Raw genomic sequence first — 24731 nt, 5'->3', positions numbered from 1 at the left:
TCGGTTTTTTATTTTAAATCTCTTAGAAGTCTCTTAGAAACGGTTTAGAATTTCTTTTCTAAGGTAAACATAAAGCTTGGAATTGCTTCATTGATACGAGATTGGTATAGCGCGCCAGAACTTTGTTCTTTTAACACTTCTTTATAATCTGAGCTGAGAATATTACGTGCATTCACCGATGCAGACCAATTTTGATCAAAGCGTTTAGTAAAACTCACATCCATATTGACGCGTTCATTGCTGGTGCGATTGTACGGTTCGTTACTCAGCGCACGTGTATATTCAGGGGTATAATTGAGGTTCACACTTGTTGCAATACGCCACGGTTGATAGTTATAAGATAAACCAGCACTTGCGGTATAAGGTGCAACATCGCTTGCCAAACGATCAGAGCCGTCAGTTTCTTCAATTTTTGCACGTACAGTTGAAAGTTGAGCATTCAACATAAATGAATGGCCATTCTCCGTTTGCTTCAGTGCATAGCGTCCAGAAATTTCCACACCATAGGTGGTTGCACTGTCTTGGTTATAAGGACGTTCGACAAAACGGCAATCGGTATTTCCTGTTTCACAACGACCGCCTGTAGCATTTTCTGACAGGATCGATTTTTCGATATAGTCATTAATTTCTCGATAATAGGCAGTGATATTTACACCGCCAGCAGGGGTGTTATAGCCTAAGGTTGTTTCGTAAGCATTGATGGTTTCAGGTCTTAGGTCAGGATTACCACCACGATCAGGGTTGTTTAGTGTCCCAGCATCACTATCTGTAGAAACTGAAACCGTCGGCATCAATTGATTGCTACGTGGATTTTTAAAAGCCTGACTCAAGTTGGTTTGGAGTGACCATTGGTCATTAAAGTCAAAACGGTGTGCTAATACAGGACTCAAATGCTGATCTTGATAATCCACTAAACCTGAACGATCAATCCACTCTTGGCGTACACCTAGAGTTAAGGTTTGGCGCGGCGTATATTTCCAACTTCCTTCAACATAAGCAGCATACAATTGTTCATCTAAGGTCTCTGCAATATTGCTTTTAAGTTCATTGCTACGTAGATCAGTACCAAATTTTATTTGGCGTTTTGAGTCGAACTTGCGGACACCGTCGTAGCCTAAGCCATATTCATTAATTTGTTCATCAATATACGATTGAGAATCTCTGAATTCGGTCAATTCCGTTTCATTTTGCTGTTCGATTGATAAGCGAATTTTGTCGGAATTGCCTTGGTCTTTACGCTCATATCGTGTGTTGAGTCGAATACTGTCATTTTTATCTTTTTGGATTTGAGTGCCACTTGTGCCTTCGCTTTCATTGTTGCGATAAAACATTTCAGCGACCAGTTTTTGTTGATCATCAAGTTGATATTCAACACGTGGGGTTAACATTTGCGACGTACGATTGGTGATGCGTTTCTGGGTTTTCGTTCCTGTTGCATCTTGTGTACGGATGAGCGTATCTGAGTCATTCCACATTTGGCTCCCAGATAAACTATAGATCCAAGGGTCTGAACGACCATCCATTTGAAAGTTTAAATTAGTGCGTTCTTCTTCACGTGTATTTGATTTGGTTAGGCCATAACCAGCACGTACAGATCCACTCAAGCGCGTGCCATTCAATGGTTCTTTTAAAATAATATTGATGACTGCAGAAGAAGCAACCGAGCCTTGAGCAACGCTCGGTTGTTTGGTGATTTCAAGGCGTTCGATCATTTCCGGTGTAATGCTATCAACAACTGACATACCCCCACGAGGACCACCTTGTACAGGTTCACCATTTATTAAAAACACGGGTGCGCCACCACCACGAAAGCGCATGCCGCCAGCACCTGCACCACCACGTGGACCAACGCCAGCACCGGGTAGTTGAAACCCTGCAGCACGGCGCAGCGCATCATTGATTGACTGATCGCCAAATTTCAACATTTCATCACGGCTTATAATGGTTTTTGCGACAGCACTGATATCTGGGTCTTTGGGCTTAGTGCTTGCTGTTGGAACTTCAAATGTTAAAGCTTCCATTTGCTGAACTGCTGCAGATTCTTGGGGATTTTGAACAGTATCTGCGGCCCAAATTGATGTTGAGATCGTAAGTAATGCGTAACTTAAGCTGGTCAGTTTGAATGAGAGACAATGTTTCGTAAGAGTACTTCCAACCGAAAGCTAATCCCTTTATTTAATTCTTAAATGTAAGACTTTGTCGAATAGATTTAAAATTATTTTAAAAATGCGAAATGGCTTTCATGTGCATAACATGAGTAAATACATCTAAAAATAAGCCGTTGAAGAAAAATTTAGACATAAAAAAACCCTCATCTTTCGATGAGGGCTTTTCGTATTCTGGAGCGGGAAAGGAGACTCGAACTCCCGACCCCAACCTTGGCAAGGTTATGCTCTACCAACTGAGCTATTCCCGCAATGAGGTGAATTATAGAGAATTTCACGCAACTGTCAACTCTCTATGCTTCTGTTTGCTTAATTAATCAGCGCGACGCCAAATAGTACCTTGACGTGTATCTTCCAGAACTACGCCCTGATCCAGTAAAGATTGACGAATGTCATCTGCTTTGGCAAATTCTTTGGCTTTTTTCGCATCTTTACGTTGTTGAATTAAATCTTCAATCTGTTCTTCTGATAAGCCTAATGCTTCCTGACCGATATCAGATTTCAGGAAATCATCCACATTGTGTTGCACCAAACCTAAAATATTGGTCAAGTGACGCAATGTCGAATAATACACAGCCGCTTGTTCAGCATTTTCATCTTTCACGGCACGGTTCAATTCTTTGTTGACTTCAAACAATACCGCAATTGCTTCTGCGGTGTTGAAATCATCACGCATAGCGGCATTAAAGCGCTCAACTAAAGCATCATCCAAAGTTTCTACGGTTTTTTCACCATAGACTTGCTGATAAGCTTTAAATGAATGATAGAAACGGGAAAGGGTATTTTTCGCTTCTTTTAAAGCAGTGTCAGAGAAGTTTACTGGGCTACGGTAATGTGATGACACAATAAAGAAGCGGATCACTTCAGGGTGGAATTTATCCATGACATCACGAATAGTGAAGAAATTACCTAAAGACTTCGACATTTTTTCGCCATCGACATTAATAAAGCCGACATGCATCCAGTAATTAACATACTGTTCGCCAGTAGATGCCTCAGATTGCGCAATTTCATTTTCATGATGCGGGAAAGTTAAGTCTGAACCGCCACCATGAATATCAAAATGGTTGCCTAAGCAGCAGGTCGACATCGCTGAACATTCAATATGCCAGCCCGGACGGCCATTGCCCCAAGGTGAAGCCCAAGAAGGTTCATTTTCTTTGGCATGTTTCCAAAGCACGAAGTCAAAAGGATGTTTCTTTTCTACTTCTACATCAACGCGTTCAGAAGCACCAGCCTGCATATCGTCAAGTTTACGACCCGAAAGACGACCATATTTGGCAAACTTTTCAACTTCAAAATAAACATCGCCATTTGCAGATGGGTAGGCTGTACCTTTGTTAACCAAGCTACCAATCATATTCTGCATTTGATCGATATAGTCTGTTGCACGTGGTGCTTCATCAGGTGCTGCACAACCTAAATTGGCAGCATCTTCGTTCATGGCCTTAATAAAACGGTCGGTTAAAGCAGTAATGCTTTCGCCATTTTCATTGGCACGGGCAATGATCTTATCGTCAATATCGGTAATGTTTCGAATGTATTTAACGCTCCAGCCCTGACTGCGCAGGAAACGGATAATATAGTCAAATGCAACCATAACTCGAGCATGACCAATATGACAGTAGTCATACACAGTCATTCCACAGACATACATGTCGATATGTCCTTCTTTGCGAGGTACGAATTCTACTTTTTTACGTTGCTCTGAGTTATATAGAACAAAAGGTTGCATAGGTCTTCAAATTGTTTCTACCAAAAGATGGCTCATCTTAACCTAAGCATTTTTTTTCATAAAGTTAAAACCCAAAAAAGCAGATATTTTTTAATGCTTGATGTAATTGTACTGCTGGAAAAAGAAGTTGAAGGCTCATTTGATTCGGGCTGAATTTCATTTGAGAGTTTAATTCAATTTATCTGTTCCTAAGATAAAAAAGAAGAAATGCATCTTTTCTGCATAATTCATGAATTCTTATACATTTGGAAACGTGCTATTTGCATAGATATGATAAAATTGTGAAAATTTTTTATTTTGAAAGTGAGAGCGCACCTCTCACGGCTTAAGGTATAACAACTTTGAATCCACCAAATATGCCGAATCAAGTCGATTTTCAGAAAGTCGCATTAGAAACTTTGCGTATTGAAGAGCATGCTTTACAAGTATTAGCGACGCAAATAGATGATCGTTTTAGCCAAGCCTGCGAAATCATTTTACAGTGCAAAGGGCGTTTAGTGATTACTGGTATGGGCAAATCGGGTCATATCGGTCGTAAAATGGCCGCTACATTTGCCTCGACAGGTACGCCATCTTTCTTCATGCATCCGGGTGAAGCTGGACATGGTGATTTGGGCATGTTGGTTAAAGGTGATGTGCTCATTGCAATTTCAAACTCAGGTAAGAGTGATGAAATTATGATGCTCATGCCATTGATCAAACATTTGGGCATTCCTCTTATTACCATGAGTGGTGACAATAAAGGCCCAATGCCACAAAATGCCGATGTCGCATTGACCTTGGGTAATATTCAAGAAGCATGTTCTTTGGGTTTAGCGCCGACCTCCAGTACCACTGCAACATTAGCCTTAGGTGATGCCCTTGCAGTTGCATTATTGGATGCACGTGGCTTTACTTCAGATGATTTCGCACGTTCTCATCCTGCTGGAGCGTTGGGTAAACGTTTGTTATTGCATGTAAAACATCTTATGCATACAGGTGAAGACTTACCAAAAGTGTCGCCAGAGACACCAATGAATAAAGTTCTGTACGAAATTTCAAATAAGCGTTTGGGTCTCACCACGATTGTCGATGAAAACGATACCTTATTGGGTATCTTTACCGACGGTGACTTACGTCGTTTGATTGATAAACAGCAAGGCTTTGATGTGAATATGAAAGTCTCAGAAGTGATGATTAAAAATCCTTTGACCATTTCACAAGAAGAACGCGCGGTACATGCTTTAGAACGTATGAACGAAAAGAAAATTACACAATTTGTAGTTGTTGATGATGTCAATAAAGTGATTGGGATTATCAGCATGCATGACCTAATTCAGGCTGGGGTAAATTAAGAAAATGGCATCGTATGTATTGCTAGAACAAGCGCGTCACATAGAAGCACTAGTACTGGATGTAGATGGAATTTTAAGTGATGGATTTGTAACGTTGACCAATAGCGGCGATGAAATCAAATCCTTTGATATTCGAGATGGCTTAGGCATGAAGTTGGTGCAAAAAGCGGGTATCAAAGTCATCATTATTACTGGCCGTAAAAGTAATATTGTTGAAAAACGCATGTCTGACTTAGGTGTCGATTTGGTTTTTCAAGGTCGTGAAGACAAAGGTGTTGCTTTGACTGAAGCCTGCGCACAGTTCGGTATTGATCCTTCAGATTGCCTATATATGGGCGATGACTGGCCCGATCTTTCAGCCTTCGCTATTGCGGGGATGAAAGTGACCGTACCAAATGGACATTTAGAAGTACGTCGCCGTGCAGATCTTGTCACTCAGGCGATGGGTGGACGTGGTGCTGTTCGTGAAATTTGCGATATGCTTTTAGTGTCTAAAGGTGTATACCAGGAACTACTTGAAAAATATGCAAGTGCACCTTATTAATAAATTGATGCAGTCATTGGATTGAATCTCCGCTTATGGATACTAAAGTTTTATACGTGACAGCTGTGGTCATTGCTGCTGTAAGCGGTGGTTTTTACTATTTCGGTGGAAAGGGTAATAAGCTTCAGGCGGACTCTTCGAAAAGTATGACTTACTCAGCTGAAAACATTAACCTGACGCAGACTGATGAGCAGGGAAAATTGCATATTCGTGCGCAAGTCGATCGACTTGAGCAGGATTTGCAAAAGCAAACTTCTCATTTGGTCAATCTGAAAGCATCGACCTATCAAGATGGTGCTGTCGATGCCACGTTCTTTGCCAAACAAGCCAATGGTATGGATGATAACCAAAAAGTCGTACTGAGTGACAATGTGGTTGCAACGAAATTGATGCGTGAAGGGCAAATGGAGTTTCGTACTGAGGAACTAACTGCTTTTCCAAAAAAGCGTGAAATAGAAACGGACAAGACTGTAACGGTGATTTCACCACAAGCTGAATTTGTCAGCCAAGGTTTAAAAGCAAATTTAAACGACGGTCAATACGAATTTTTTAATATTCGAGGAAAGTATGAACCATAATTTTAATCGAAAAACTGCAAAAACTTTCCTAAAACGTACAGCGCTACTCGGTTCACTGGCGTTATGTTCAGTTGCAGCTTTTGCTTTGCCTTCAGATCGTAATCAACCGATTTCATTGGTTGCCGATCGTGCAACGTTTAATGAAAAAACCGGGATTACGACGTATACCGGTAATGTCATCATTGAACAGGGTTCGATGAAGCTTCAGGCAAACTCAATCGTTGCGAACTTAAACAGCAAAAAAGAGATCAGTACGATTACAGCAACGGGGGGGCCAGCACATTTCCAACAAAAAACTGACCCTGCCAAAGGCTATGCAAAAGGCCAAGCTCAGAAAATCGTCTACAATGCTGAAACAGGTATTATCACCATGACGGGTGGTGCTTTGTTGCAACAAGATGGTGCAAGTATTCGGGGTAATAGCCTGAAATACAGTATGAATAAAGGCGATATCGTTGCTGAAGGTACACCAAATAAATCTGGATCTTCTTCAGGTCGTGTACAAATCGTGATCCCACCATCAAGCACTAAGTCCTTCCCAGGAGCACGTGATTAATGGAGCAAACCTCGCAAGTTCAAACTTTATGTATTAAACATTTAGCCAAAAACTACAGTAAGCGTTGGGTGGTAAAGGATGTATCCTTTAGCATGCAAAGTGGTCAAATTGTGGGTTTACTTGGTCCAAATGGTGCAGGTAAAACCACAAGTTTCTATATGGTTGTTGGCCTGGTGCGTATGGATAAAGGTGAGATTCATTTAGATGATCTTGATTTGTCTGACTTGGCAATGCATGAGCGCGCTCGTAAAGGTATTGGTTATCTACCTCAAGAAGCATCTATTTTTAGAAAATTAACCATTTCAGAAAATATCATGTCGATTTTAGAAACCCGTAAAGATCTAAATAAGCAACAACGTCAGCAACGTTTAACGGAATTGCTTGCTGACTTTAAAATCACTCATATTAAAGATTCTCTTGGTATGAGTGTGTCGGGTGGTGAGCGTCGTCGTGCGGAAATCGCACGTGCTTTAGCTGCAGACCCTAAATTTATGTTGCTCGATGAACCTTTTGCAGGGGTCGATCCTATTTCAGTGGGTGATATTAAAGACATTATCCGAACATTGAAAGATCGTGGTATTGGTGTATTAATTACCGACCATAATGTGCGTGAAACCCTTGCGATTTGTGAGCATGCTTATATCGTGAGCGAAGGTTCAGTGATTGCAGAAGGTACTCCAGAAGAAGTCCTTGCAGATGAAACGGTACGTAAAGTTTATCTTGGTGATGATTTTACTGTTTAATTGAATAAAATAAGAAATTTCCCGTTGAATGGCGCTAGTTTCATTCAGCGGGTTTATGTTATTGTCTGAAATGACAAAAACTGAGCGATTAATCTAAAAAATTAGCAAGAATTCAGTATACTTTAAACTAAAAATACGACCTGCAAAAATCATGCGATTACGAAAGATGAATGGTCCAGAAGTTGGGCGTCCGCGTAAAAATAAGTGCAATTTCTTTTGTATATTATTATTACCCTTTTCCATTGGTTCAGTGTATGCAGCAGATACCGGCACTACACAAAGTACCATTCAAAAGACATTAGATAAGATTTTTTTACCTAATAAGCCGAAACCTTCTGCCGAAAAAATTAACATCACAGAACTCAGTAAATATAATTTAGATACCTCACGTGTCCAAGAAATGCCAGCCGTTGCTTATGGTCGAACGCAACAAGGCAGCTATAATCCAAACACAGTTGCGAAGAATCTAAGTTTTATTGATGCGATACATATCGCCGTCCAAAGACGTCCAGAAATCACACAAAGTATTGCTACAGTCGCATCGCAAAACGCCAATATTGACCTTGCGAATGCTGCATATTATCCCCAAATTTCAGGTGGATTAAGTACCGCAGATCTGACAAAAGGCGAGCGTGGACGTCAGTTGGTATCTTTAAATGCGACGCAGATGTTATATGACTTTGGTAAAACCAAAAGTGCTGTCGGTATCGAAGAAGCAAAAATGTTACAAGAGCAGGCTAATGTACTTGTAAATTTAGATGAAGTTTCTTTTGATGTTGCAAATGCAATTATCAACATTAAACGATATCAAGAAGTGGCTAAAATTGCGCAGCAGCAAATTGCCGGCGTGAGTCGGATTGCTGAGATTGCTAATCTACGTGCAACCGCAGGGATCAGTAGTCAAGCAGACCCTATTCAAGCCAAGTCAAATTTAGAAGCTGCTGAATCAAATTTAATTGTGCAAGAAACTCAACTTCGACAGTACCAACAGCGACTTCGTACCTTGTTAGGTTTTGATGTAAGTCAGATCAATTGGGTGATCCCAGATCGCATCTTAACGGCTGCAGCTCTATATGAAGATCCGGATTTCAAGATGATTCCGAGCATGATGAAAGCACAGGCTGGGGTTGAAATTGCCAAATTGCAAAAGCAACAGTCAAAATTAAGTGCTTATCCAACCCTCAATGTCAAAGGCAGTCTGAGTCAGGCGGTGAATGGCCGTAATCCAAATAATGATGAAGATGATGGTTTATATAGTTCAATCATGTTGGAAGCCACCAGTAATTTTTACCAAGGTGGTGCAATTGCAGCGCAAACACGTGCCGCAAGCTATGCAGAAGAAGCAGCAAAAGCACAAGTAAATACAGTGTATTTGGATGTGATTGATCAAGTCCGAATGATTCGTGAACAAATCGAAAATAAAAAGCGTCAAATGTCGATATTGGTGCAGCGCCGTGAAACAACGGTAAGAACCAAAGAGCTGTATCAAGAACAATATAAATTAGGAACTCGAACGGTTGTCGATCTACTGAATGCAGAGCAAGCCATACATAGTGCCGCACAAGAAATTGTGACATCGCAATATGATATCTACTCAGCACTTGCACAGTACATCCAAGTGACAGGGCGTTCACGAAATATCTATGAACTTAATAATATATCTATTCAGGGGTTTGAAGTTCAGCCATGAGTAATACAATAAATTATCAACCGTGGCTACAAGCGGTTCTGAATATTGCAAAGCATTATCGAATTGAACCCTCTGAAGAACGTATACGGTTGCAGTTGGATTGGGATCAACACAAAAATGCCGATGAACTGGTTGCAGTCATGGCACGCCAAATTGGATTAAGTGTTCGAAAAAATAAATATGACATAAATCTGCTCAATCCATGGCGCTTACCGGTATTGGTTGAGTTTATTAGTGGTGAAGTGGGTGTGGTAGAACGCATCGACGTAGACGGTAATGCCAGTGTCCAATTGAGCGGAGATGAAGGCCTATCTCAAGTCTTCTCTATTGAACGATTGAGCCATGGCGTTCGCAATATTTATATTCTGCGTCCAGAGTCATCTGTACCCGATGCACGTGTTGATGAATACATCAAGCCGTTTGAAAAAAATTGGTTCTGGTCGATCGTTTTAAAAGACTGGAAACGTTATATAGACATTATGTTCGCTTCATTAATGGCGAATATTTTGGCCCTAGCCACCATTTTGTTCTCGATGAACGTGTACGACCGCGTCATTCCATCTCAATCAGTACCGACTTTATGGGTACTTGCGGGTGGGGTGTTAATTGCAGCGATATTTGAGTTTGCATTACGTGTTTCACGAATTTATTTATCGGATATTATTGGTAAACGTGCCGATTTGAAAATTTCCGATCGTGTATTTGGTCACGCATTAAGGATTAAAAATAGCGAACGTTCAAAATCAACAGGTACTTTTATTTCACAAATTCGTGAATTAGAAGGGGTACGCGAAATGGTCACTTCGACGACTGTTACCGCAATTGCCGATTTACCGTTTTTCTTCTTGTTTTTGTTCATCTTCTGGTTAATTGGCGGCAATCTATTTTGGGTCATGCTGTTGGTGGTTCCTTTGATGATTATTCCAGGGATTTTGGCGCAAAAACCATTGGCTAAACTTGCACAAATGGGTATGCGCGAGTCTTCGATTCGTAATGCATTATTGGTTGAATCTGTGCAAGGCATGGAAGATATCAAATTACTTCGTGCTGAATCACGCTTCCAAAACCAATGGAACCACATGAATGAAGTGTCTGCTGATGTCAGCATGCGTCAACGTAAAATCGTGGGCTTAATGTCGGCATGGACACAAAAAATTCAGGGTCTAACGTTTGCAATCGTTGTACTCGTCGGCTGTTTTGCTGTGATGAAAGGTGAAATGACCACAGGTGCTTTGGTGGCTTGTTCGATTTTGTCCTCACGAATGTTGGCACCAATTTCTGCACTGGCTGGGGTATTAGGTCGTTTACAACAGGCTAAAGTGGCGAAAGCAGGTCTTGATGAACTCATGAAGAAACCTGTCGATCAACCGGATTATTCTCATCTTATTCATCGACCATCAATTAATGGTCATTATGAACTCAATGGTGTGTCATTTAAGTATGGTGAAGATGACCCACGTCCAAGTCTTTTAATTCCAAAACTGGAAATTAAGGCAGGAGAAAAGATCGCAATTTTGGGCCGTAACGGTGCTGGTAAGTCGACGCTACTCCAATTGTTATCGGGTATGCAAACGCCAGTACAAGGCAAAGTTAAATTAGATGGGATTGAGCTGTCTTTAATTGACCCCGCAGATGTACGCCGTGATATGGGGCTATTGAACCAAAATGCACAGTTATTCTACGGTACGATTCGTGAAAACTTGACCTTGGGTGCTCCGCTGGCTACGGATGAACAATTGATTGAAGTACTGAAAATTACGGGTGCAATTCACTTTGTTCAAGAGAAAAAAGAAGGGCTAGACCATATCATTTTAGAAGGTGGTGTAGGCTTCTCTGGCGGTCAACGCCAAGCTTTGTTGCTTGCACGCTTATTGATTCGTCAACCCAATATTTTATTGCTTGATGAACCTACAGCAGCGATTGATGACGTTTCAGAGAAGCAGCTGATCGATCATTTAAAAGGTTATTTACAAAACCGAACTATGGTCGTGGCAACACACCGTCGTGCGGTACTTGAGTTGGTTGACCGCATTATTGTGGTGAATGAAGGTAAAATTGTCATGGATGGGCCACGTGATCAAATTCTGAATCAGAATGCTCAGAAAAAAGTAGCTGGGGCTTAAATCATGAGTGAGAATAAACAAGAAATACAACGCTCGACCAAAGTCAGCTTTAAAGAGCCACCATTACCGAAATCGAGTTTAATCATTTGGATTATTACGATTGGTCTGGCAATCCTTTTAGTTTGGGCTTGGTTGTTTAAATTAGAAGAAGTCTCTACAGGGACAGGTAAAGTGATTCCATCTTCGAAAGAACAAATTGTTCAGTCGCTTGAGGGAGGTATTTTAACCAAGTTGAATGTGAAGGAAGGTCAAATTGTTGAACAAGGTCAAGTCCTTGCGCAACTCGATCCAACACGCTTCGCATCAAATGTTGGTGAAACCGAGTCTTTACTTGTGGCATCTCGTGCGACAGCAGCACGTTTACGTGCAGAAGTGAATGGTACACCATTAACCTTTCCTGAAGATGTTCAAAAGATTCCAGCTTTAGTGAAGGAAGAAACAGCTTTATATCATTCACGTCGTGCAAACTTGGAAGAATCTGTTGCCGGCTTAAAACAGGCATTGGTGTTAGTTCAACAAGAATTGGCCATGACTGAGCCGCTCGTTGCTAAAGGGGCAGCAAGTGAAGTTGAAGTACTTCGTTTAAAGCGTTCAGCGAATGACTTACAAAATCAGTTAAATGATGTCCGTAACCAATATTTGGTAAAATCACGGGAAGAATTGTCGAAAGCCAATACTGATATTGAATCACAGCAACAAGTGGTGAAAGGCAAATCAGATACACTCAGCCGTACCGTTTTTAAATCTCCAGTTCGTGGTGTGGTCAAAGAGATTGATGTGATGACATTGGGCGGTGTGATTCCGCAAAATGGTAAATTGATGACCATTGTACCTTTGGATGAACAGCTTTTGGTAGAAGCACGTATTTCACCGCGAGATATTGCTTTTATTCGTCCGGGTCAAGAAGCCTTAGTGAAAATTACGGCATATGACTATTCGATCTATGGTGGTCTAAAAGGTAAAGTGACCGTCATTTCACCAGATACTTTACGTGATGAAGTGAAACAAGATCAGTTCTATTATCGTGTTTATATTCGTACAGATAGTGATAAATTAAGCAATAAAGAAGGTAAAAGTTTTAGTATCACTCCGGGTATGGTGGCGACAGTTGATATCCGTACCGGCTCGAAAACTGTACTTGAGTACTTAATCAAGCCATTCAATAAAGCAAAAGAAGCACTTCGCGAACGTTAATAGCGCAGTGCTAATCAAGCCTCCAGCATTGGGGGCTTTTTTGTGGATGTAAGTCTTTCAAAAAACGCTATAATATCCTTTGATACAGAATCTAAAGACGTTATGCCATTTACACTCGCCGCACAGTTTGAATATGAAGAAGACATTAAAAAAAGTCGTTTTCAAGCCATCGCAGTTCCTGTGGAAAATGAACAAGCCGTTAAAGAATTTCTCGAAGCCCATAAAGATATCTCAACAACACATCAGTGTTGGGCATGGAAAATTGGACATACCGTACGTTTTAATGATGATGGTGAGCCTTCAGGCACAGCAGGTCGGCCCATTCTAGCAACCATAGAAGGGAATGACCTAACCAACGTGTTGGTCTTGGTTAATCGTTGGTATGGCGGAATTAAGCTCGGGACAGGGGGATTGGTACGTGCCTATGGTGGCTGTGCAGGTCAATGCCTTTTACAAGCTGAAAAAATTGAACTAATTGAGAAGAAAAAAGTGCAATTTAGTTGTCAGTTTAATGAATGGGCAATTTTCCAATACGAACTCAATCAGCAGCAAATTAAATTTCAGGAAGAATATACAGCGCAGGGCGTAAATGTACTTGCATCATTGCAAATTCATCAAATCCAACCGCTACAGTTAAAGATTCAAGATGTAACTCGCGGACGTGAACAATTGCATATCGTTGAGGCTGCTGAAGATGAATGAACAAGATCCATTATTGAAATATCGAGAGCAACATAAGCATCGTTTGAATTATATGCCTTGGTTATATTGGTCACTCAAACCAAAAAATCGTGGTTGGGCTGAAGCTTGGCAACAGGAATATCAAGACTATCTCAAATCGATGGAAACCGTTGAAATTGGTGAAAACTGTTTTATATCGCCATTGGCTCATATTTTTGCCGAACCGGGACGTAAGATTGTTATTGGAGATAACAGCTTTATTGCGGCGGATTGCACTTTACATGGCCCAATAGAAATAGGCAATGAAGTGGCGATCAATCATCACTGTATTTTAGATGGTGGGCGCGTGGGCATCAAAATTCACAATCAAGTCCGTATGGCGGCGTATTGCCATTTATATGCTTTTGATCATGGAATGGATGTCAATCAACCGATCTATCAGCAAGCTGTACGATCACAAGGGATTGAGATAGAACGTGATGTTTGGCTAGGTGCGCATGTTGGAATCAAGGATGGCATTCACATTGCTGAGCAGGCTGTAGTCGGTATGAACAGTATGGTGACGAAAAATGTCGAAGCGCGTGCAATCATTGCTGGAAATCCTGCAAAATTCATTCGATATCGTGAATAAATAATCGCCAAATACGTCATAAATATTTTTTATGCTTACACAAATGCATGCACAGTGAAACAGAGTTGTGATAAGTTAAAAATAACAAACAACATTTTATAGCCAAGCAATAATAAAACGAGGGCTAATCATGAAACGAGTTATCGCCTGTATCGACTCTTCTCCATGCATTAATGCACTAGCTGATGCTGCTGCTTGGGTTGCTAAACAAACTCACCGTGAGTTGGTTTTACTGCAAATACTTGATTACTATCCGGCAAGTTATCACTTAGGTGAAATTAGCGGCGTGATTGGGTTTGAAAGTAATGCCATGCTCTTAAAAGAACTCGCGGAGTTAGAACAAAAACAAAGTGATTTAGCGCTAGATTATAGTAATAACTTGCTCAAACACATTTCTGAAATGATCCAAGATAAGCATGGTATTCAAACCACCCATATTCAGGAAAAGGGTGACTTCTTAGAGCAAAGTTTTAATATTTTGCAAGATGACGATATTGTTTTAATTGGTCGCGTTGGTGAACGTTCAGCAGAGCGTAATAAGCCGCTGGGTAGTAATGTTGAAAACTTTATTCGTGGTGCAAGTTGTACAGTTATGACCGTAGGACCAACGTTTAAACCACCGACTCGCTTTATTTTTGCCTATGAATATTCGCCTAAATGCGTTGAGTTAATGAAGCGTGTGGCACAAAGTGATCTACTCAAACTCTTACAATGTCATTTGGTTTATGTTGGAGATCACCCACAAATCTTGGATGATCCAAAAAATTATTTAACCAATGCCGGTCTCGATGTGGTGACAGAATACCGTTATGGCGATGTTTCGGAAAATATTCTGGACTATCAACAAGAGCATGGCATTCAGTTAATCGTACTGGGTGCGTTTAGTCACAGTAAAATCCATCAGTTCTTCTTGGGCAGTATCACCACCAGTATTTTCAGAAATTCGAGTGTTCCATTGTTGGTTGTAAAATAAGTTGAGCAAATGAACAGTTGATTTAATAGACGGACAATTACGAGTAAATAAATAATAAGTTGTTGTTTTAAAAATAATCAGAGTTATCCTCAAAAATTGTGGATAACTCTGTGTGTAGTATTTGTAGGTAATTGTTTTTAAAATAAAATATTATATTGATTGTTTTTTATACCTTTATTCGAGGTGTTTAAAAAACACCTCGATTGAGATTATTTGACGATTGCAATCGCAAAACCATCATGACCTTTACAACCTACAGTTTGAAGTGCCGTGCAAGATAAAATTTTTGGATGATTTTGCATGGCTTTGAACATATCACGGATACCTTCAATGCTTGGTTTGTGGTTTTCAGCATTTAGAATCTCACCTGCACGAATTACATTGTCTAAAACAATCACTGTACCTGAATGAGATAAATTTAAGCTTAATTCTAAATATTCAGGGTAGCTCTGTTTGTCTGCATCGACAAAAATAAAGTCAAAAGGTTCGGTATCTTCAGGAAGGGCACGTAAAATATCTGCCGCACGACCACATTTCAGTTCTATCGTTTGTGCAAGCTTTGCATTATCAATATTTTCTTGACCGAGGGCAGCATGTGTATCACGACCTTCAATGGTCAGAATGTAACCATCTTCAGGTAATGCACGTGCTAACCACATGGTGCTATAGGCTGCAAAAGTTCCAAGTTCTAAAACGCGTTTACACTTGTTCATTTGGATTAACATTTGAAGCAGCATGCCTTGATTAGCCGCTACAGCAAGATGATCAGGAAAGCCACGTTCATCCGTATGTTGAAGTGTTTGGGTCAATATTGGATCTTCAGGAATTAAATGTGAATCGATGTAAGCATCAATGTCTGTCCACATTTGTTGCATGTTGTCGCACCTCGTGATTGATGCAAGCATTTTAAACCTTTCCACCAACATCGCAATTTATTGTTCTGTATTTGAATATTTTATGTACAAAAAAGACCTCCGAAGAGGTCTTGATATGACGATGTAATGTTTTAGTAATTACACATTGAAGAGCGACTTGAGTGATCAGGTCCCCAAGTACGGTAGCCTTGAGTATCAATATGAATTTGTCCGCTGGCATATAAACCTAATCCCATATTGAGACTCTGCCCGTGTTGTGACCAAAATTGGCATAAACGGAACTTGGTATTTTCAATATAACTGTAGTCTTCGGGCTGCGGGTACGCAGGTCCAATACGGAAATCAATCGCCGAGTTATATAGGTGACGAGATGAACTTGCACCACCGGCACATTGGTTCAAAGGCAAATCACGATAAACCGAAGTCACTTCAAAGTCCGTTAAGATATTGGCCGCAACTAAATATTTAAAGACACGTAAGGTTGCAATTTGGTTTTGCCATAATTCACGGTTAGGCACCATATATTCTGAGCGACCACATTTTTGCCAATCACGTGCAGTACGCATCAGCTCAAATGAAGGGATGATATTGCCTACACCATTTTTCTCTAAAAAGACTTCATAGTCTCGAACGCGACGTAAATTATCAACAGACGCGACCCATGAGTTGTATGCATAAGGCACCACTTTAGGCGGGGCTTGTCTGATGGTCGTCACTTTTTCTTGAGGTATGTAAATACGTTTACCGTCGGGAGTTGTAATAGTGTGACCTTGTTTTTGTGGTGTAGTTGTACAACCAATGAAAACAAGAGGGAATATTGCAACGGACAATAATCCCTTGAGTAAATGCTTCATTATAGAAATCAATTATTTATAAACTCGTTCTATTTTAATCTAATTTGATTGAGAAAATTTGAATAATTTGCAATGAAATGTGTGCTTTAAGTATAAAAAAAGATCAGCATGTGCTGATCTTTTCATGAAAGCGTAAAATTACTTTTCAAGATATTGTAATTTATCAGCTTTACCGTTCCACTCTTCACGGTCGGCAGGTTGATCACCAATTTGAGTGATGTTCGGCCATTTTTGAGAAAGTTCAGTATTAAGTTCGATAAATACTTCTTGACCTTCAGGTAACTCATCTTCAGAGAAAATCGCGTTAGCTGGACACTCAGGTTCACATAGCGCACAGTCGATACATTCATCTGGATTAATAACAAGGAAGTTTGGACCTTCATAGAAACAGTCAACAGGGCAAACTTCTACGCAGTCTTGATATTTACATTTAATACAGTTTTCAGTGACAACAAAGGTCATGGCGACAGCTACCTAAAAAATATGGTTCTAATAAACTAATGGTGTATTTTAGGCAAAAAATAGGGTAACTAACAATTCCTTTTATTGATAATTATTATATGCAGTGCTGTTAAAATCACTAAAAACTGAACAATTTATGTAAATTTCACAATGAATGAGAATCATACTCAAAAACTGATTAAATTACATCTGTTTATCGAACAATATTTTTAATGTGTATTTTAAGCATGAAACATTTAACAACATTAATTTTTTATCAATTTATTGCTGAATAGCCGCAGTAGTAGATAGCAAATATTTACTAATTTACACATTTAAATGGAGTCAATGCAAAGAACACCTTCATAGGTGTTCTTTGCATATCTCATCTATCGCTTCTGCTAAATTTAGATATTAAGTAAATCCTTTAAGGCGTAAAGCTGTTGTAATGCTTCGCGTGGACTTAAGTTATCTACATCTAAATCTGCTAAGGCATCAAGTACGGGCGATGTTTTTTCAACTTCCACCACGCGTTCAATGACTTCGGGCTCTGTGAGTGCCGAGAATAGATCGGTTTGTACAGCAGTATTGAGTTGCTGTTTTTGCTGAGTTTCTAAAATACGAAGTCGATTTTGCGCTTCTTTGATCACTGCTGCGGGAATACCCGCAAGCTTTGCCACCTGTAGACCATGACTTTGACTCGCCGGGCCTTGTTGAACTTTATGCAGTAAGATCAGGTTGCCATTTAGCTCACGAGCAGTCACATGATAGTTATCTATATTGGCGTCTTTGCCTAACTCGGTGAGCTCAAAATAATGCGTTGCAAATAGGCATAAACATTTAATGCGACGCGTGAGATCGAGCACACATGCCCACGCCAAAGATAAGCCATCATAGGTACTCGTACCACGTCCGACTTCATCCATCAGTACCAATGATTGATTGGTCGCATGATGTAGAATCTGTGAGGTTTCAGTCATTTCCACCATGAAGGTTGATTTGCCTGTAGACAAGTCGTCGGCAGATCCTATACGGGTAAATATCCGATCGATCGGCCCTAATACGGCAGATTGGGCAGGGACAAAGCTACCACAGTAGGCTAATAAGCTGATTAAGGCAGTTTGGCGCATAAAGGTCGATTTACCGCCCATATTTGGCCCTGTGATAATCGCCATGCGGTGATTAAAGTCCAAACTAGTATCATTTGGAGTAAATGCTGATTTGCTCAGAGATTCCACAACTGGGTGACGTCCGGCTTTGATTTTGATCCCAACTTCAGGGCTATATTCAGGACGTGACCAATTTCGTAATCGAGCTTGATGGGCAAAATTGGCCAATAAATCAATTTGCGCTATAGCGGCGCTCATCATTTGTAAGTTGCCAATATCTGCACGTAGCTCATCAAGTAATAGCTCAAAGAGCATTTTTTCGCGCGCTAATGCACGTGACTCACTCGAAAGCACCTTATCTTCAAACGATTTCAGCTCAGGGGTAATGTAGCGTTCAGCATTTTTAAGGGTTTGGCGGCGAATATAATGATCAGGTGCTTGCTCGGCTTGTGCGCGAGTGAGTTCAATATAGTAGCCACTGACACGGTTATAGCCAATTTTTAAGGTTGAAATTCCGGTTTGTTCACGCTCTTTAATTTCAAGATCAATGAGGAATTGTCCTGCATGGTCACGAATTTTACGCAGTTCATCGAGTTCAGTGTCGAAGCCCTCGGCAATCACATTACCATCACGTAAAAGCACCGGCGGGTTTTCTACGATGGCAGACATGAGACGCTCATGTAAGCCGTGAAAATCACCCATTTCATCATTTAACTGAGCAATGAGCTTAGATTGATGTGCCTGAATGATCGGTTCAAGTGCATGTCGAAGATAGGGAATTTGTGCACAAGTTTGACGTAACTGAACAAGGTCTCGTGGTCGAGCACTGCCGAGAGCTACACGAGATAGCACACGTTCAATATCACCAATTTCTTTGAGAACTAAGCGGATCGGAGACTCATGATAGCCTTGCAGCATCGCTTGTGAGGCATCTAAACGTGCATCCAATAGAGCAGTATCACGTAAAGGCTGCATCAAGGTGCGGCTTAATAGGCGACCACCCATCGCAGTTTGGCAATCATTGATTAGTTGGAACAGGGAAGTGCCATGTTCAAATAGGGGATCAATCAGTTCTAAGTTACGACGAGTGACGGGGTCGAGCGCCACAAAATCACTACTTTGTTCGAGTTGAATGCTGCGGATATGTGGTAAAGCAGTTTTTTGAGTCACTTTTGCATAGTGAATCAAAGCCGCTGCGGCAGCTTTCGCCAAAGGTAAATGGTCAATACCAAAACCTGAAAGTGTGGCAACTGCAAATTGGTCACACAGCGTTTTTTGTGCGTTATTTAAATTGAAGTCGACGTTTGGACGCTTGGTAACAGGGCAGTCTAATTGACGTTTAATTTGCTCGACAATATTCGGGTCAATGAGATCTTCATCAATCAAAATTTCACTCGGCATTAAACGAGAAAGTTCGATTGCCAATTGTTCCAGCTGATAGTCCATTTGCTGAACTTTGAAAATACCTGCACTGAGGTCTAGTAAAGCAATCCCGATCTGATTTTGTTGTAAGCAGATCGCGACTAAATTTGAACTTTGATGAGAGGCAATTAGTGCATCATCCGTTAATGTCCCCGGGGTAATGATACGAACAATGCCGCGCTCAACTGGACCTTTACCTGTTACCTCACCAATTTGCTCGCAGATCACCACCGTTTCCCCTTTTTTTACAAGGCGGGCTAAATAGCCTTCAGCTGCATGGTATGGGACACCAGCCATAGGAATTGGTTCACCATTGGCTTTACCACGATGCGTTAATGTAATTCCTAAGAGTTTTGCTGCTTTATGCGCATCTTCAAAAAAGAGCTCATAAAAATCACCCATCCGATAAAACATCAGTGAATGCGGATTTTGCATTTTGACTGACATGTACTGTTGCATCATCGGAGTCAGGGTTGAAAGGTCAACTTTGGAATTATCAGCTTGCATGAAACGAAATACCTTAAAATAAAAATTTGTGCGCCGCTAAACGAAAAACACTGTTTTGATGAAAATTGGATTTAGAAAAAGTCCTTATATTTATATTGTCTCTTCGTTCAAAACCACAGGTGTACGTTAACAAATCGTGTTGCTGATTCTAGCAAAAAAAGTGGCAGGAAAATGCCAGAAAAGGTTTGTCTGCATGTAAAAAAAGCAGTCAAAATATTATTTATAAACGCTAAAAAGTCTGTGTGTAAATTCAACAATGGATACATTTACAAAGCGATAGACTGACTCAAACATCAAGCTGCGCTTCAGCCTCAGCTAATCGATATTGGTTTCGACCGCTGCCTTTTGCAAGGTAAAGTGCACGATCGGCAGCCTATATAAATTTCTGAATTTTATAAGATTTAGATGGAATGATCGTTTCCGTACCGATGCTAATCTTCACAAATTTAGACATATGGCTGGCTGGATGTGGAAGTTCGAGTGATTAAATTCTGCGTAATAAATCGGCTGCGAAAGGTTCATTTTTCAGCTTCAGTTAACACCCTAAAGAGGAGTAAAAACTCTTCGCTGCCATAGTGTGCAGCTAACTCACCATTTCGATTAGTGATTTGAGACAAAACCTCAGTAATTTGTGTGAGGCAGATGTCACCCGCCTGATGACCTAAATGATCATTTTAATTTTCAAAAAATCGATATCGATCACCATGATGCTTAAAGGCTGTTGATGGCGTAGGGCATAATGCCATAGCTGTTCTAAAGCTCCTTATAACGGACGATGGTTTGCTAGCCCAGTCAGTGGGTCATGTTCTCCCAACCAACAACCATGGCAATATAAAAACGCAGACCAACAAAGGCATAGATAATGACCAAGGCATACTTCATGGCTGCATGTAATAGCGCATCATTGTGATCATTACAAATCACAGTAAATATGATCGCAACAGCGCACATCGAGCTAGACAAGTATAAACATTAAAATAAGGGTTTAATGCGGAAAAAAAGATAAATCCCATGCGATCAGAGTGATAAACACTACCCAAATATACAGAGGAATCTACAAAACTGCGTTATGGAATCACTTGATAAATCCCCGTACATGACAGGGCATACAGGAGAAAAATAATGATTCCGCGAAAACAAAATTTTTTCGCCGCTTCATCGCGGTAGAGCGGTTGATAAATGGATTATAAACTTGACGTAAAATATACTTAATTTTATATAGTTATGATTAGACCCTTAATTTCACAGAAGAAGTGACTTAAAGCCTTAAAATTTCATAATTCGATATGCGCATAAAATAATTAGGAAAAGCGCACAATATTTTATCTGTATTTTACAACAACTTATCTACAATATAAGGTTTATGTAAAGTTCAACGAGTGCCTTTGAGTTTTAAAATGATTAAAAAAAAGCTTATATAGTAACTACCTGAATAATGGCATATTCAAGTAAATGCAGAAATAAAAAAAACCGATCCTGAGATCGGTTTTAAAATATGTAGATCGATTTAAATGCTGTATTGCCTTATGGTTTATAGAGGCCAAGTTCAATCAAATGCAAACGTAATATACGGCGTAGTTCGAGTACAGCTTCAGGGGTTTCTTGAATCGAATGACCCCCTTTAATGATTTTTTCTGAAACAGCACCCTCTAGATGAGCACTAGTGTATGGTACGATATCATCCGTTATAATATTTTTATCTTGACTGTTGGTGTTATTTCCCATAATTGAATGAAACTTCAAACCCTTACGCGGCTGAATATCTTCAGTGAGCGCGATAAATTTTGATTGATGACTTAAGTCACTTGGTCCATTTTGGATCAAGCCATGGTCAATTTCACGAAATAAATCTTTCAGGTCTTCTTCTTGAGTTAACACATCACCCATGGCCGATAAAAAAGCTCCTGGGAGTTTAATAATTTTTCGAGCGGCTTTGGTAAACCAGCGATCTGCATATTCTGTACCGCGATGAGGTGCAGCTAAAAAAATTGCGCGGCTGAAATTTGGAATATCTTCAATCACCATACGTTGCTTCACTACTGGAATATTTCGGTACTGATTTAATTGACGTGAATTCATCATTTTCAAAGCTGCTTGCGTGGTATCGGCTTGGCTGACAAGTAGTCGTGCAATAATGCCGCCCATACTATGACCGACTAGAACAGCATCTTTTTTAGCCGCGGCATTGGCGTCTACTTTGCTAAAGGTCTGAGTCAAAATGGAATAAATTTGGAAGCGGCTTTCAATAATCGGCATATTAGTTGAATAGAAGACTTGCCACACTTGATAATGTTCACGTAGCACTGAATCGCCCATAATATCGTTAGTCAGACGAATCCATGCTTCAGGGCTGCTAGCAAGGCCATGTACCAAGACGATAACTTTCTTGTCAGGATTATATGGTTCAAGCATGTAGAGATGCGGCATCGTCAGTTTTTCATCTCGGTCAATCAGTGATAAATAAGCTGCCTTACCCAAGTTATTTTGTGCTAACCAAAGACCATATGGAGCAGAAAAATTGGCAGCAAGCGCATAGTTTTTATTGGCAATATTGACCTGTTCGTACTTATACGGGTCGTAAGCTTTAATTTGAAACTCATGTTGATTCAAAATTTGATCAACTGTAGTTGCAGCGCTTAGTGGTTCAGCCGTTAAGGTTGCAGCTAAATAGCGCGCTTGATGGATATTAGGATTTGAACCAGACGGATATTTAAAATCAATCGGATTGATAATATATTTGGCTTTGCCTGTTTCAATCGTATGTTCTTCGGGTAAAACCACAAGAAATTCGGAGCCAAAACCATCTCGACGGGTAATTGAACGTAAACCTGAGAAGTTAAGGTTATAGGTTGACATCAATTGTTCAATTTTACGATTTTTGAGTTCTGGGTAGTGGCTGAAGTCTATGTGATAGGTGGTTTGTCCGACTTTAATCTGTTGGGTGACTTCTTGCGGCTTATAACGTAGTGCATAGCTGCTAACCAATTTGGCAATCCCTTGATTATAGAAATCACGGATTTGAACTTGACGGTTATCAAAAATACGATCAGCAGGCGCACGTTTGGTTTTAAACATGTACGCATAGCTATAGCGAATACTTTTATCGAGAAGTATCAATTGTTGATCTAAGCACTTATTATAAGTGTCTTGTTCAATTTTTTGTTTTTCTTCAGATTTGTGACTACTGAGCACACCTAACTTGCAGGCTGAATAAGATTCATATTCTATAGCTTTAGCTAAATATAATTCACTTGCTGTAGAAAGTAATTGTTCATCTTGAATCTGAGGAATTTGTTGTAACTCATCAACACAGGCTTTCGGATCTTCTGTGCAGGCTTTGGCTTCCCGACCTGTCATCGACAAGACATTTAAACTGGCTTCGCTAAGTTTATTTCGAGAAATAATACTTTCACGTTCATTGGCAATCGAAACATTGAGTTTTTGATTTTTGACACTGACGACCTGACATCCACTCAGTACGCTTGTACTTATGATTCCAAGGAGCAGTATTTTTTTAATATTTTGCTGCATAAAGAGGCCGCGCATAAGGTTAGGTATCTTCAAATCATACGATAATTGTCAGGATTTTCAATTCACCTTAAATGAAAAAAGACCGTTAAAACGGTCTTTTTTCAAAAGAATTTTCTAAATCGTCTGATTTAAGACGCAGCTTTAGGTGGATTTAAAACTTGCCAAACATTCCAGCGACCTTGCTTTTCAATTTCTTGAATTAAACGATCAGCAACTTCTGCTTCTTGTGGATATTTAACTTTATAGTTCTTTAAAACCTGAATGGCGTTCTTTTTTTGTTCCATGGCAATATAGTTATTTGCTGCAGAAAGATACGCTTCTTGAACACCGGCTTTCATTGCTTTGTCTAAGTATGGAATCGCTTCACGTTGACCACCACCTTCAGATAAACCAAAACCGAACCAGAAGTTTGCTTCTGCATCATCTTGGTTGATTTTTAAAATACGTTGTGCGTAAGTTAATGATTTAGTTGTGTACACAGAACCCAAATCAAGGTTACGTGCCATCACACTGGCTTTAAATGCACGAACTAAAATATCAAAAGAAGCGTTGTCTTTAGACGCAAGCGTATCTAATTTTTGCGTAACTTCCTTGAGTTTAAGCTCAAACCCTTTGCGTTCTTGGCGTTGAACAAAACGTGGTGGATAGTGACGTGCTTTACCTTCAACAAGCTGTAAGAAATCATCAATTTCAGTAATGTCGATTTCATTGTCACTTGCTAAAGCAGCAAATTTCATCGAACGTTCTTTGCTGTCAACAGTGGGGATAATCAGGCGGTTTTCTTCAAGGGTTAATTGCTTAGATGGGTCGGTTGGGCTAGTTACCACCATCTTAGTCACAGGCTGTGCTGCAGCTTTTTGTAAATTTAATTCAAAAGGAGGTGGTGCATCGTAGTTAAATGGGTTGAGTGCGTAGAAAGGTGGAGTCAGTTCAGGCTCTACAAAAATCATGGCATCTTTAGGAGCATTATTTTTAGTTGGGGCGCTTCCACAAGCGGCAAGGGTTAAAGCAATACAAGCAACTGCCAAGGGCTTAAGCGTCATAT

21 protein-coding genes and 1 tRNA gene are annotated in these 24731 nt (G+C 40.2%); 11 read left to right on the top strand and 11 right to left on the bottom strand.

What is annotated here, in order from left to right:
* Positions 1 to 44 precede the first annotated feature (44 nt).
* From G0029_RS09355 to cysS, 3 genes are all read right to left on the bottom strand, one after another.
* Complete coding sequence (locus G0029_RS09355) at positions 45 to 2021, bottom strand: TonB-dependent receptor plug domain-containing protein (protein WP_227591804.1); 1977 nt, start codon at positions 2019 to 2021, stop codon at positions 45 to 47.
* A gap of 319 nt (positions 2022 to 2340) precedes the next feature.
* Positions 2341 to 2416 (bottom strand) — tRNA-Gly (locus G0029_RS09350).
* Positions 2417 to 2478: 62 nt separating this feature from the next.
* Positions 2479 to 3900, bottom strand: a complete 1422-nt coding sequence (cysS, locus tag G0029_RS09345; RefSeq protein WP_180106551.1) for a cysteine--tRNA ligase — start codon at positions 3898 to 3900, stop codon at positions 2479 to 2481.
* 356 nt (positions 3901 to 4256) lie between these two features.
* Here cysS and G0029_RS09340 point away from each other — a divergent pair, with 356 nt between their 5' ends.
* The 11 genes from G0029_RS09340 to G0029_RS09290 all read left to right on the top strand — a co-directional run bounded on the left by G0029_RS09340 (position 4257) and on the right by G0029_RS09290 (position 14947).
* On the top strand, positions 4257 to 5234 hold the full coding sequence (locus G0029_RS09340) for a KpsF/GutQ family sugar-phosphate isomerase (protein WP_180106720.1): 978 nt from the start codon (positions 4257 to 4259) through the stop codon (positions 5232 to 5234).
* Between the two features lie 4 nt (positions 5235 to 5238).
* The gene (locus tag G0029_RS09335) at positions 5239 to 5778 is read left to right on the top strand and encodes a KdsC family phosphatase (protein ID WP_078188762.1); all 540 of its coding nucleotides are present in this window, start codon (positions 5239 to 5241) and stop codon (positions 5776 to 5778) included.
* 35 nt (positions 5779 to 5813) lie between these two features.
* The gene (gene lptC / locus G0029_RS09330; protein WP_180027055.1) at positions 5814 to 6356 is read left to right on the top strand and encodes an LPS export ABC transporter periplasmic protein LptC; all 543 of its coding nucleotides are present in this window, start codon (positions 5814 to 5816) and stop codon (positions 6354 to 6356) included.
* Positions 6346 to 6912: a lipopolysaccharide transport periplasmic protein LptA gene (lptA, locus tag G0029_RS09325; protein ID WP_111883783.1), complete on the top strand. Its 567-nt coding sequence runs from the start codon at positions 6346 to 6348 to the stop codon at positions 6910 to 6912. Before lptC ends, lptA begins: the two co-directional genes overlap by 11 nt.
* Entirely contained in the window at positions 6912 to 7655 is a 744-nt protein-coding gene (lptB, locus tag G0029_RS09320; protein ID WP_078188759.1) for an LPS export ABC transporter ATP-binding protein, read from the top strand. Before lptA ends, lptB begins: the two co-directional genes overlap by 1 nt.
* 166 nt (positions 7656 to 7821) lie before the next feature.
* On the top strand, positions 7822 to 9345 hold the full coding sequence (locus G0029_RS09315) for a TolC family protein (protein WP_180106718.1): 1524 nt from the start codon (positions 7822 to 7824) through the stop codon (positions 9343 to 9345).
* Complete coding sequence (locus tag G0029_RS09310; protein ID WP_078193563.1) at positions 9342 to 11468, top strand: type I secretion system permease/ATPase; 2127 nt, start codon at positions 9342 to 9344, stop codon at positions 11466 to 11468. Before G0029_RS09315 ends, G0029_RS09310 begins: the two co-directional genes overlap by 4 nt.
* Before the next feature lie 3 nt (positions 11469 to 11471).
* Positions 11472 to 12662 (top strand): HlyD family type I secretion periplasmic adaptor subunit, encoded by a 1191-nt coding sequence (locus G0029_RS09305; protein WP_078193562.1) that lies wholly within the window; start codon positions 11472 to 11474, stop codon positions 12660 to 12662.
* A 102-nt stretch (positions 12663 to 12764) separates the two neighbouring features.
* Entirely contained in the window at positions 12765 to 13364 is a 600-nt protein-coding gene (locus tag G0029_RS09300) for an IMPACT family protein (protein WP_180106549.1), read from the top strand.
* Entirely contained in the window at positions 13357 to 13974 is a 618-nt protein-coding gene (locus G0029_RS09295) for an acyltransferase (protein WP_180034770.1), read from the top strand. Before G0029_RS09300 ends, G0029_RS09295 begins: the two co-directional genes overlap by 8 nt.
* A gap of 130 nt (positions 13975 to 14104) precedes the next feature.
* Complete coding sequence (locus G0029_RS09290; RefSeq protein WP_078193559.1) at positions 14105 to 14947, top strand: universal stress protein; 843 nt, start codon at positions 14105 to 14107, stop codon at positions 14945 to 14947.
* A 209-nt stretch (positions 14948 to 15156) separates the two neighbouring features.
* On the opposite strand, the gene G0029_RS09285 is transcribed toward G0029_RS09290, so the two are convergent.
* The 8 genes from G0029_RS09285 to G0029_RS09255 all read right to left on the bottom strand — a co-directional run bounded on the left by G0029_RS09285 (position 15157) and on the right by G0029_RS09255 (position 24729).
* On the bottom strand, positions 15157 to 15822 hold the full coding sequence (locus G0029_RS09285; RefSeq protein ID WP_078193558.1) for an O-methyltransferase: 666 nt from the start codon (positions 15820 to 15822) through the stop codon (positions 15157 to 15159).
* Between the two features lie 131 nt (positions 15823 to 15953).
* Complete coding sequence (locus G0029_RS09280; RefSeq protein WP_078188751.1) at positions 15954 to 16676, bottom strand: D-Ala-D-Ala carboxypeptidase family metallohydrolase; 723 nt, start codon at positions 16674 to 16676, stop codon at positions 15954 to 15956.
* A 138-nt stretch (positions 16677 to 16814) separates the two neighbouring features.
* A complete protein-coding gene (fdxA, locus tag G0029_RS09275) occupies positions 16815 to 17138 on the bottom strand; it encodes a ferredoxin FdxA (RefSeq protein WP_004651686.1) in 324 nt (107 codons plus the stop codon).
* A 386-nt stretch (positions 17139 to 17524) separates the two neighbouring features.
* On the bottom strand, positions 17525 to 20155 hold the full coding sequence (gene mutS, locus G0029_RS09270; protein WP_180106547.1) for a DNA mismatch repair protein MutS: 2631 nt from the start codon (positions 20153 to 20155) through the stop codon (positions 17525 to 17527).
* 518 nt (positions 20156 to 20673) lie between these two features.
* The gene (locus G0029_RS18270) at positions 20674 to 20772 is read right to left on the bottom strand and encodes a hypothetical protein (RefSeq protein ID WP_257223706.1); all 99 of its coding nucleotides are present in this window, start codon (positions 20770 to 20772) and stop codon (positions 20674 to 20676) included.
* Between the two features lie 175 nt (positions 20773 to 20947).
* Positions 20948 to 21118: a hypothetical protein gene (locus G0029_RS18265; protein WP_227591803.1), complete on the bottom strand. Its 171-nt coding sequence runs from the start codon at positions 21116 to 21118 to the stop codon at positions 20948 to 20950.
* A gap of 561 nt (positions 21119 to 21679) precedes the next feature.
* Complete coding sequence (locus tag G0029_RS09260) at positions 21680 to 23686, bottom strand: esterase/lipase family protein (RefSeq protein ID WP_180109746.1); 2007 nt, start codon at positions 23684 to 23686, stop codon at positions 21680 to 21682.
* A 128-nt stretch (positions 23687 to 23814) separates the two neighbouring features.
* Positions 23815 to 24729 carry an ABUW_2363 family tetratricopeptide repeat lipoprotein gene (locus G0029_RS09255; RefSeq protein WP_180106545.1) on the bottom strand — a complete coding sequence of 305 codons (915 nt, stop codon included), beginning with the start codon at positions 24727 to 24729 and terminating at the stop codon, positions 23815 to 23817.
* Between the last annotated feature and the right edge of the window lie 2 nt (positions 24730 to 24731).

Source organism: Acinetobacter sp. YH12138 (assembly GCF_015218525.1).
Taxonomy (GTDB): domain Bacteria; phylum Pseudomonadota; class Gammaproteobacteria; order Pseudomonadales; family Moraxellaceae; genus Acinetobacter; species Acinetobacter amyesii.
The sequence above is the reverse complement of the archived record's forward strand: the minus strand, read 5'-3'. Positions and strand labels throughout refer to the sequence as shown.

Coding starts and splice junctions, on each gene's coding strand:
- G0029_RS09355 (WP_227591804.1), bottom strand. CDS start 2,021: ATGGAAGCTTTAACATTTGAAGTTCCAACAGCAAGCACTAAGCCCAAA.
- cysS (WP_180106551.1), bottom strand. CDS start 3,900: ATGCAACCTTTTGTTCTATATAACTCAGAGCAACGTAAAAAAGTAGAA.
- G0029_RS09340 (WP_180106720.1), top strand. CDS start 4,257: ATGCCGAATCAAGTCGATTTTCAGAAAGTCGCATTAGAAACTTTGCGT.
- G0029_RS09335 (WP_078188762.1), top strand. CDS start 5,239: ATGGCATCGTATGTATTGCTAGAACAAGCGCGTCACATAGAAGCACTA.
- lptC (WP_180027055.1), top strand. CDS start 5,814: ATGGATACTAAAGTTTTATACGTGACAGCTGTGGTCATTGCTGCTGTA.
- lptA (WP_111883783.1), top strand. CDS start 6,346: ATGAACCATAATTTTAATCGAAAAACTGCAAAAACTTTCCTAAAACGT.
- lptB (WP_078188759.1), top strand. CDS start 6,912: ATGGAGCAAACCTCGCAAGTTCAAACTTTATGTATTAAACATTTAGCC.
- G0029_RS09315 (WP_180106718.1), top strand. CDS start 7,822: ATGAATGGTCCAGAAGTTGGGCGTCCGCGTAAAAATAAGTGCAATTTC.
- G0029_RS09310 (WP_078193563.1), top strand. CDS start 9,342: ATGAGTAATACAATAAATTATCAACCGTGGCTACAAGCGGTTCTGAAT.
- G0029_RS09305 (WP_078193562.1), top strand. CDS start 11,472: ATGAGTGAGAATAAACAAGAAATACAACGCTCGACCAAAGTCAGCTTT.
- G0029_RS09300 (WP_180106549.1), top strand. CDS start 12,765: ATGCCATTTACACTCGCCGCACAGTTTGAATATGAAGAAGACATTAAA.
- G0029_RS09295 (WP_180034770.1), top strand. CDS start 13,357: ATGAATGAACAAGATCCATTATTGAAATATCGAGAGCAACATAAGCAT.
- G0029_RS09290 (WP_078193559.1), top strand. CDS start 14,105: ATGAAACGAGTTATCGCCTGTATCGACTCTTCTCCATGCATTAATGCA.
- G0029_RS09285 (WP_078193558.1), bottom strand. CDS start 15,822: ATGCAACAAATGTGGACAGACATTGATGCTTACATCGATTCACATTTA.
- G0029_RS09280 (WP_078188751.1), bottom strand. CDS start 16,676: ATGAAGCATTTACTCAAGGGATTATTGTCCGTTGCAATATTCCCTCTT.
- fdxA (WP_004651686.1), bottom strand. CDS start 17,138: ATGACCTTTGTTGTCACTGAAAACTGTATTAAATGTAAATATCAAGAC.
- mutS (WP_180106547.1), bottom strand. CDS start 20,155: ATGCAAGCTGATAATTCCAAAGTTGACCTTTCAACCCTGACTCCGATG.
- G0029_RS09260 (WP_180109746.1), bottom strand. CDS start 23,686: ATGCAGCAAAATATTAAAAAAATACTGCTCCTTGGAATCATAAGTACA.
- G0029_RS09255 (WP_180106545.1), bottom strand. CDS start 24,729: ATGACGCTTAAGCCCTTGGCAGTTGCTTGTATTGCTTTAACCCTTGCC.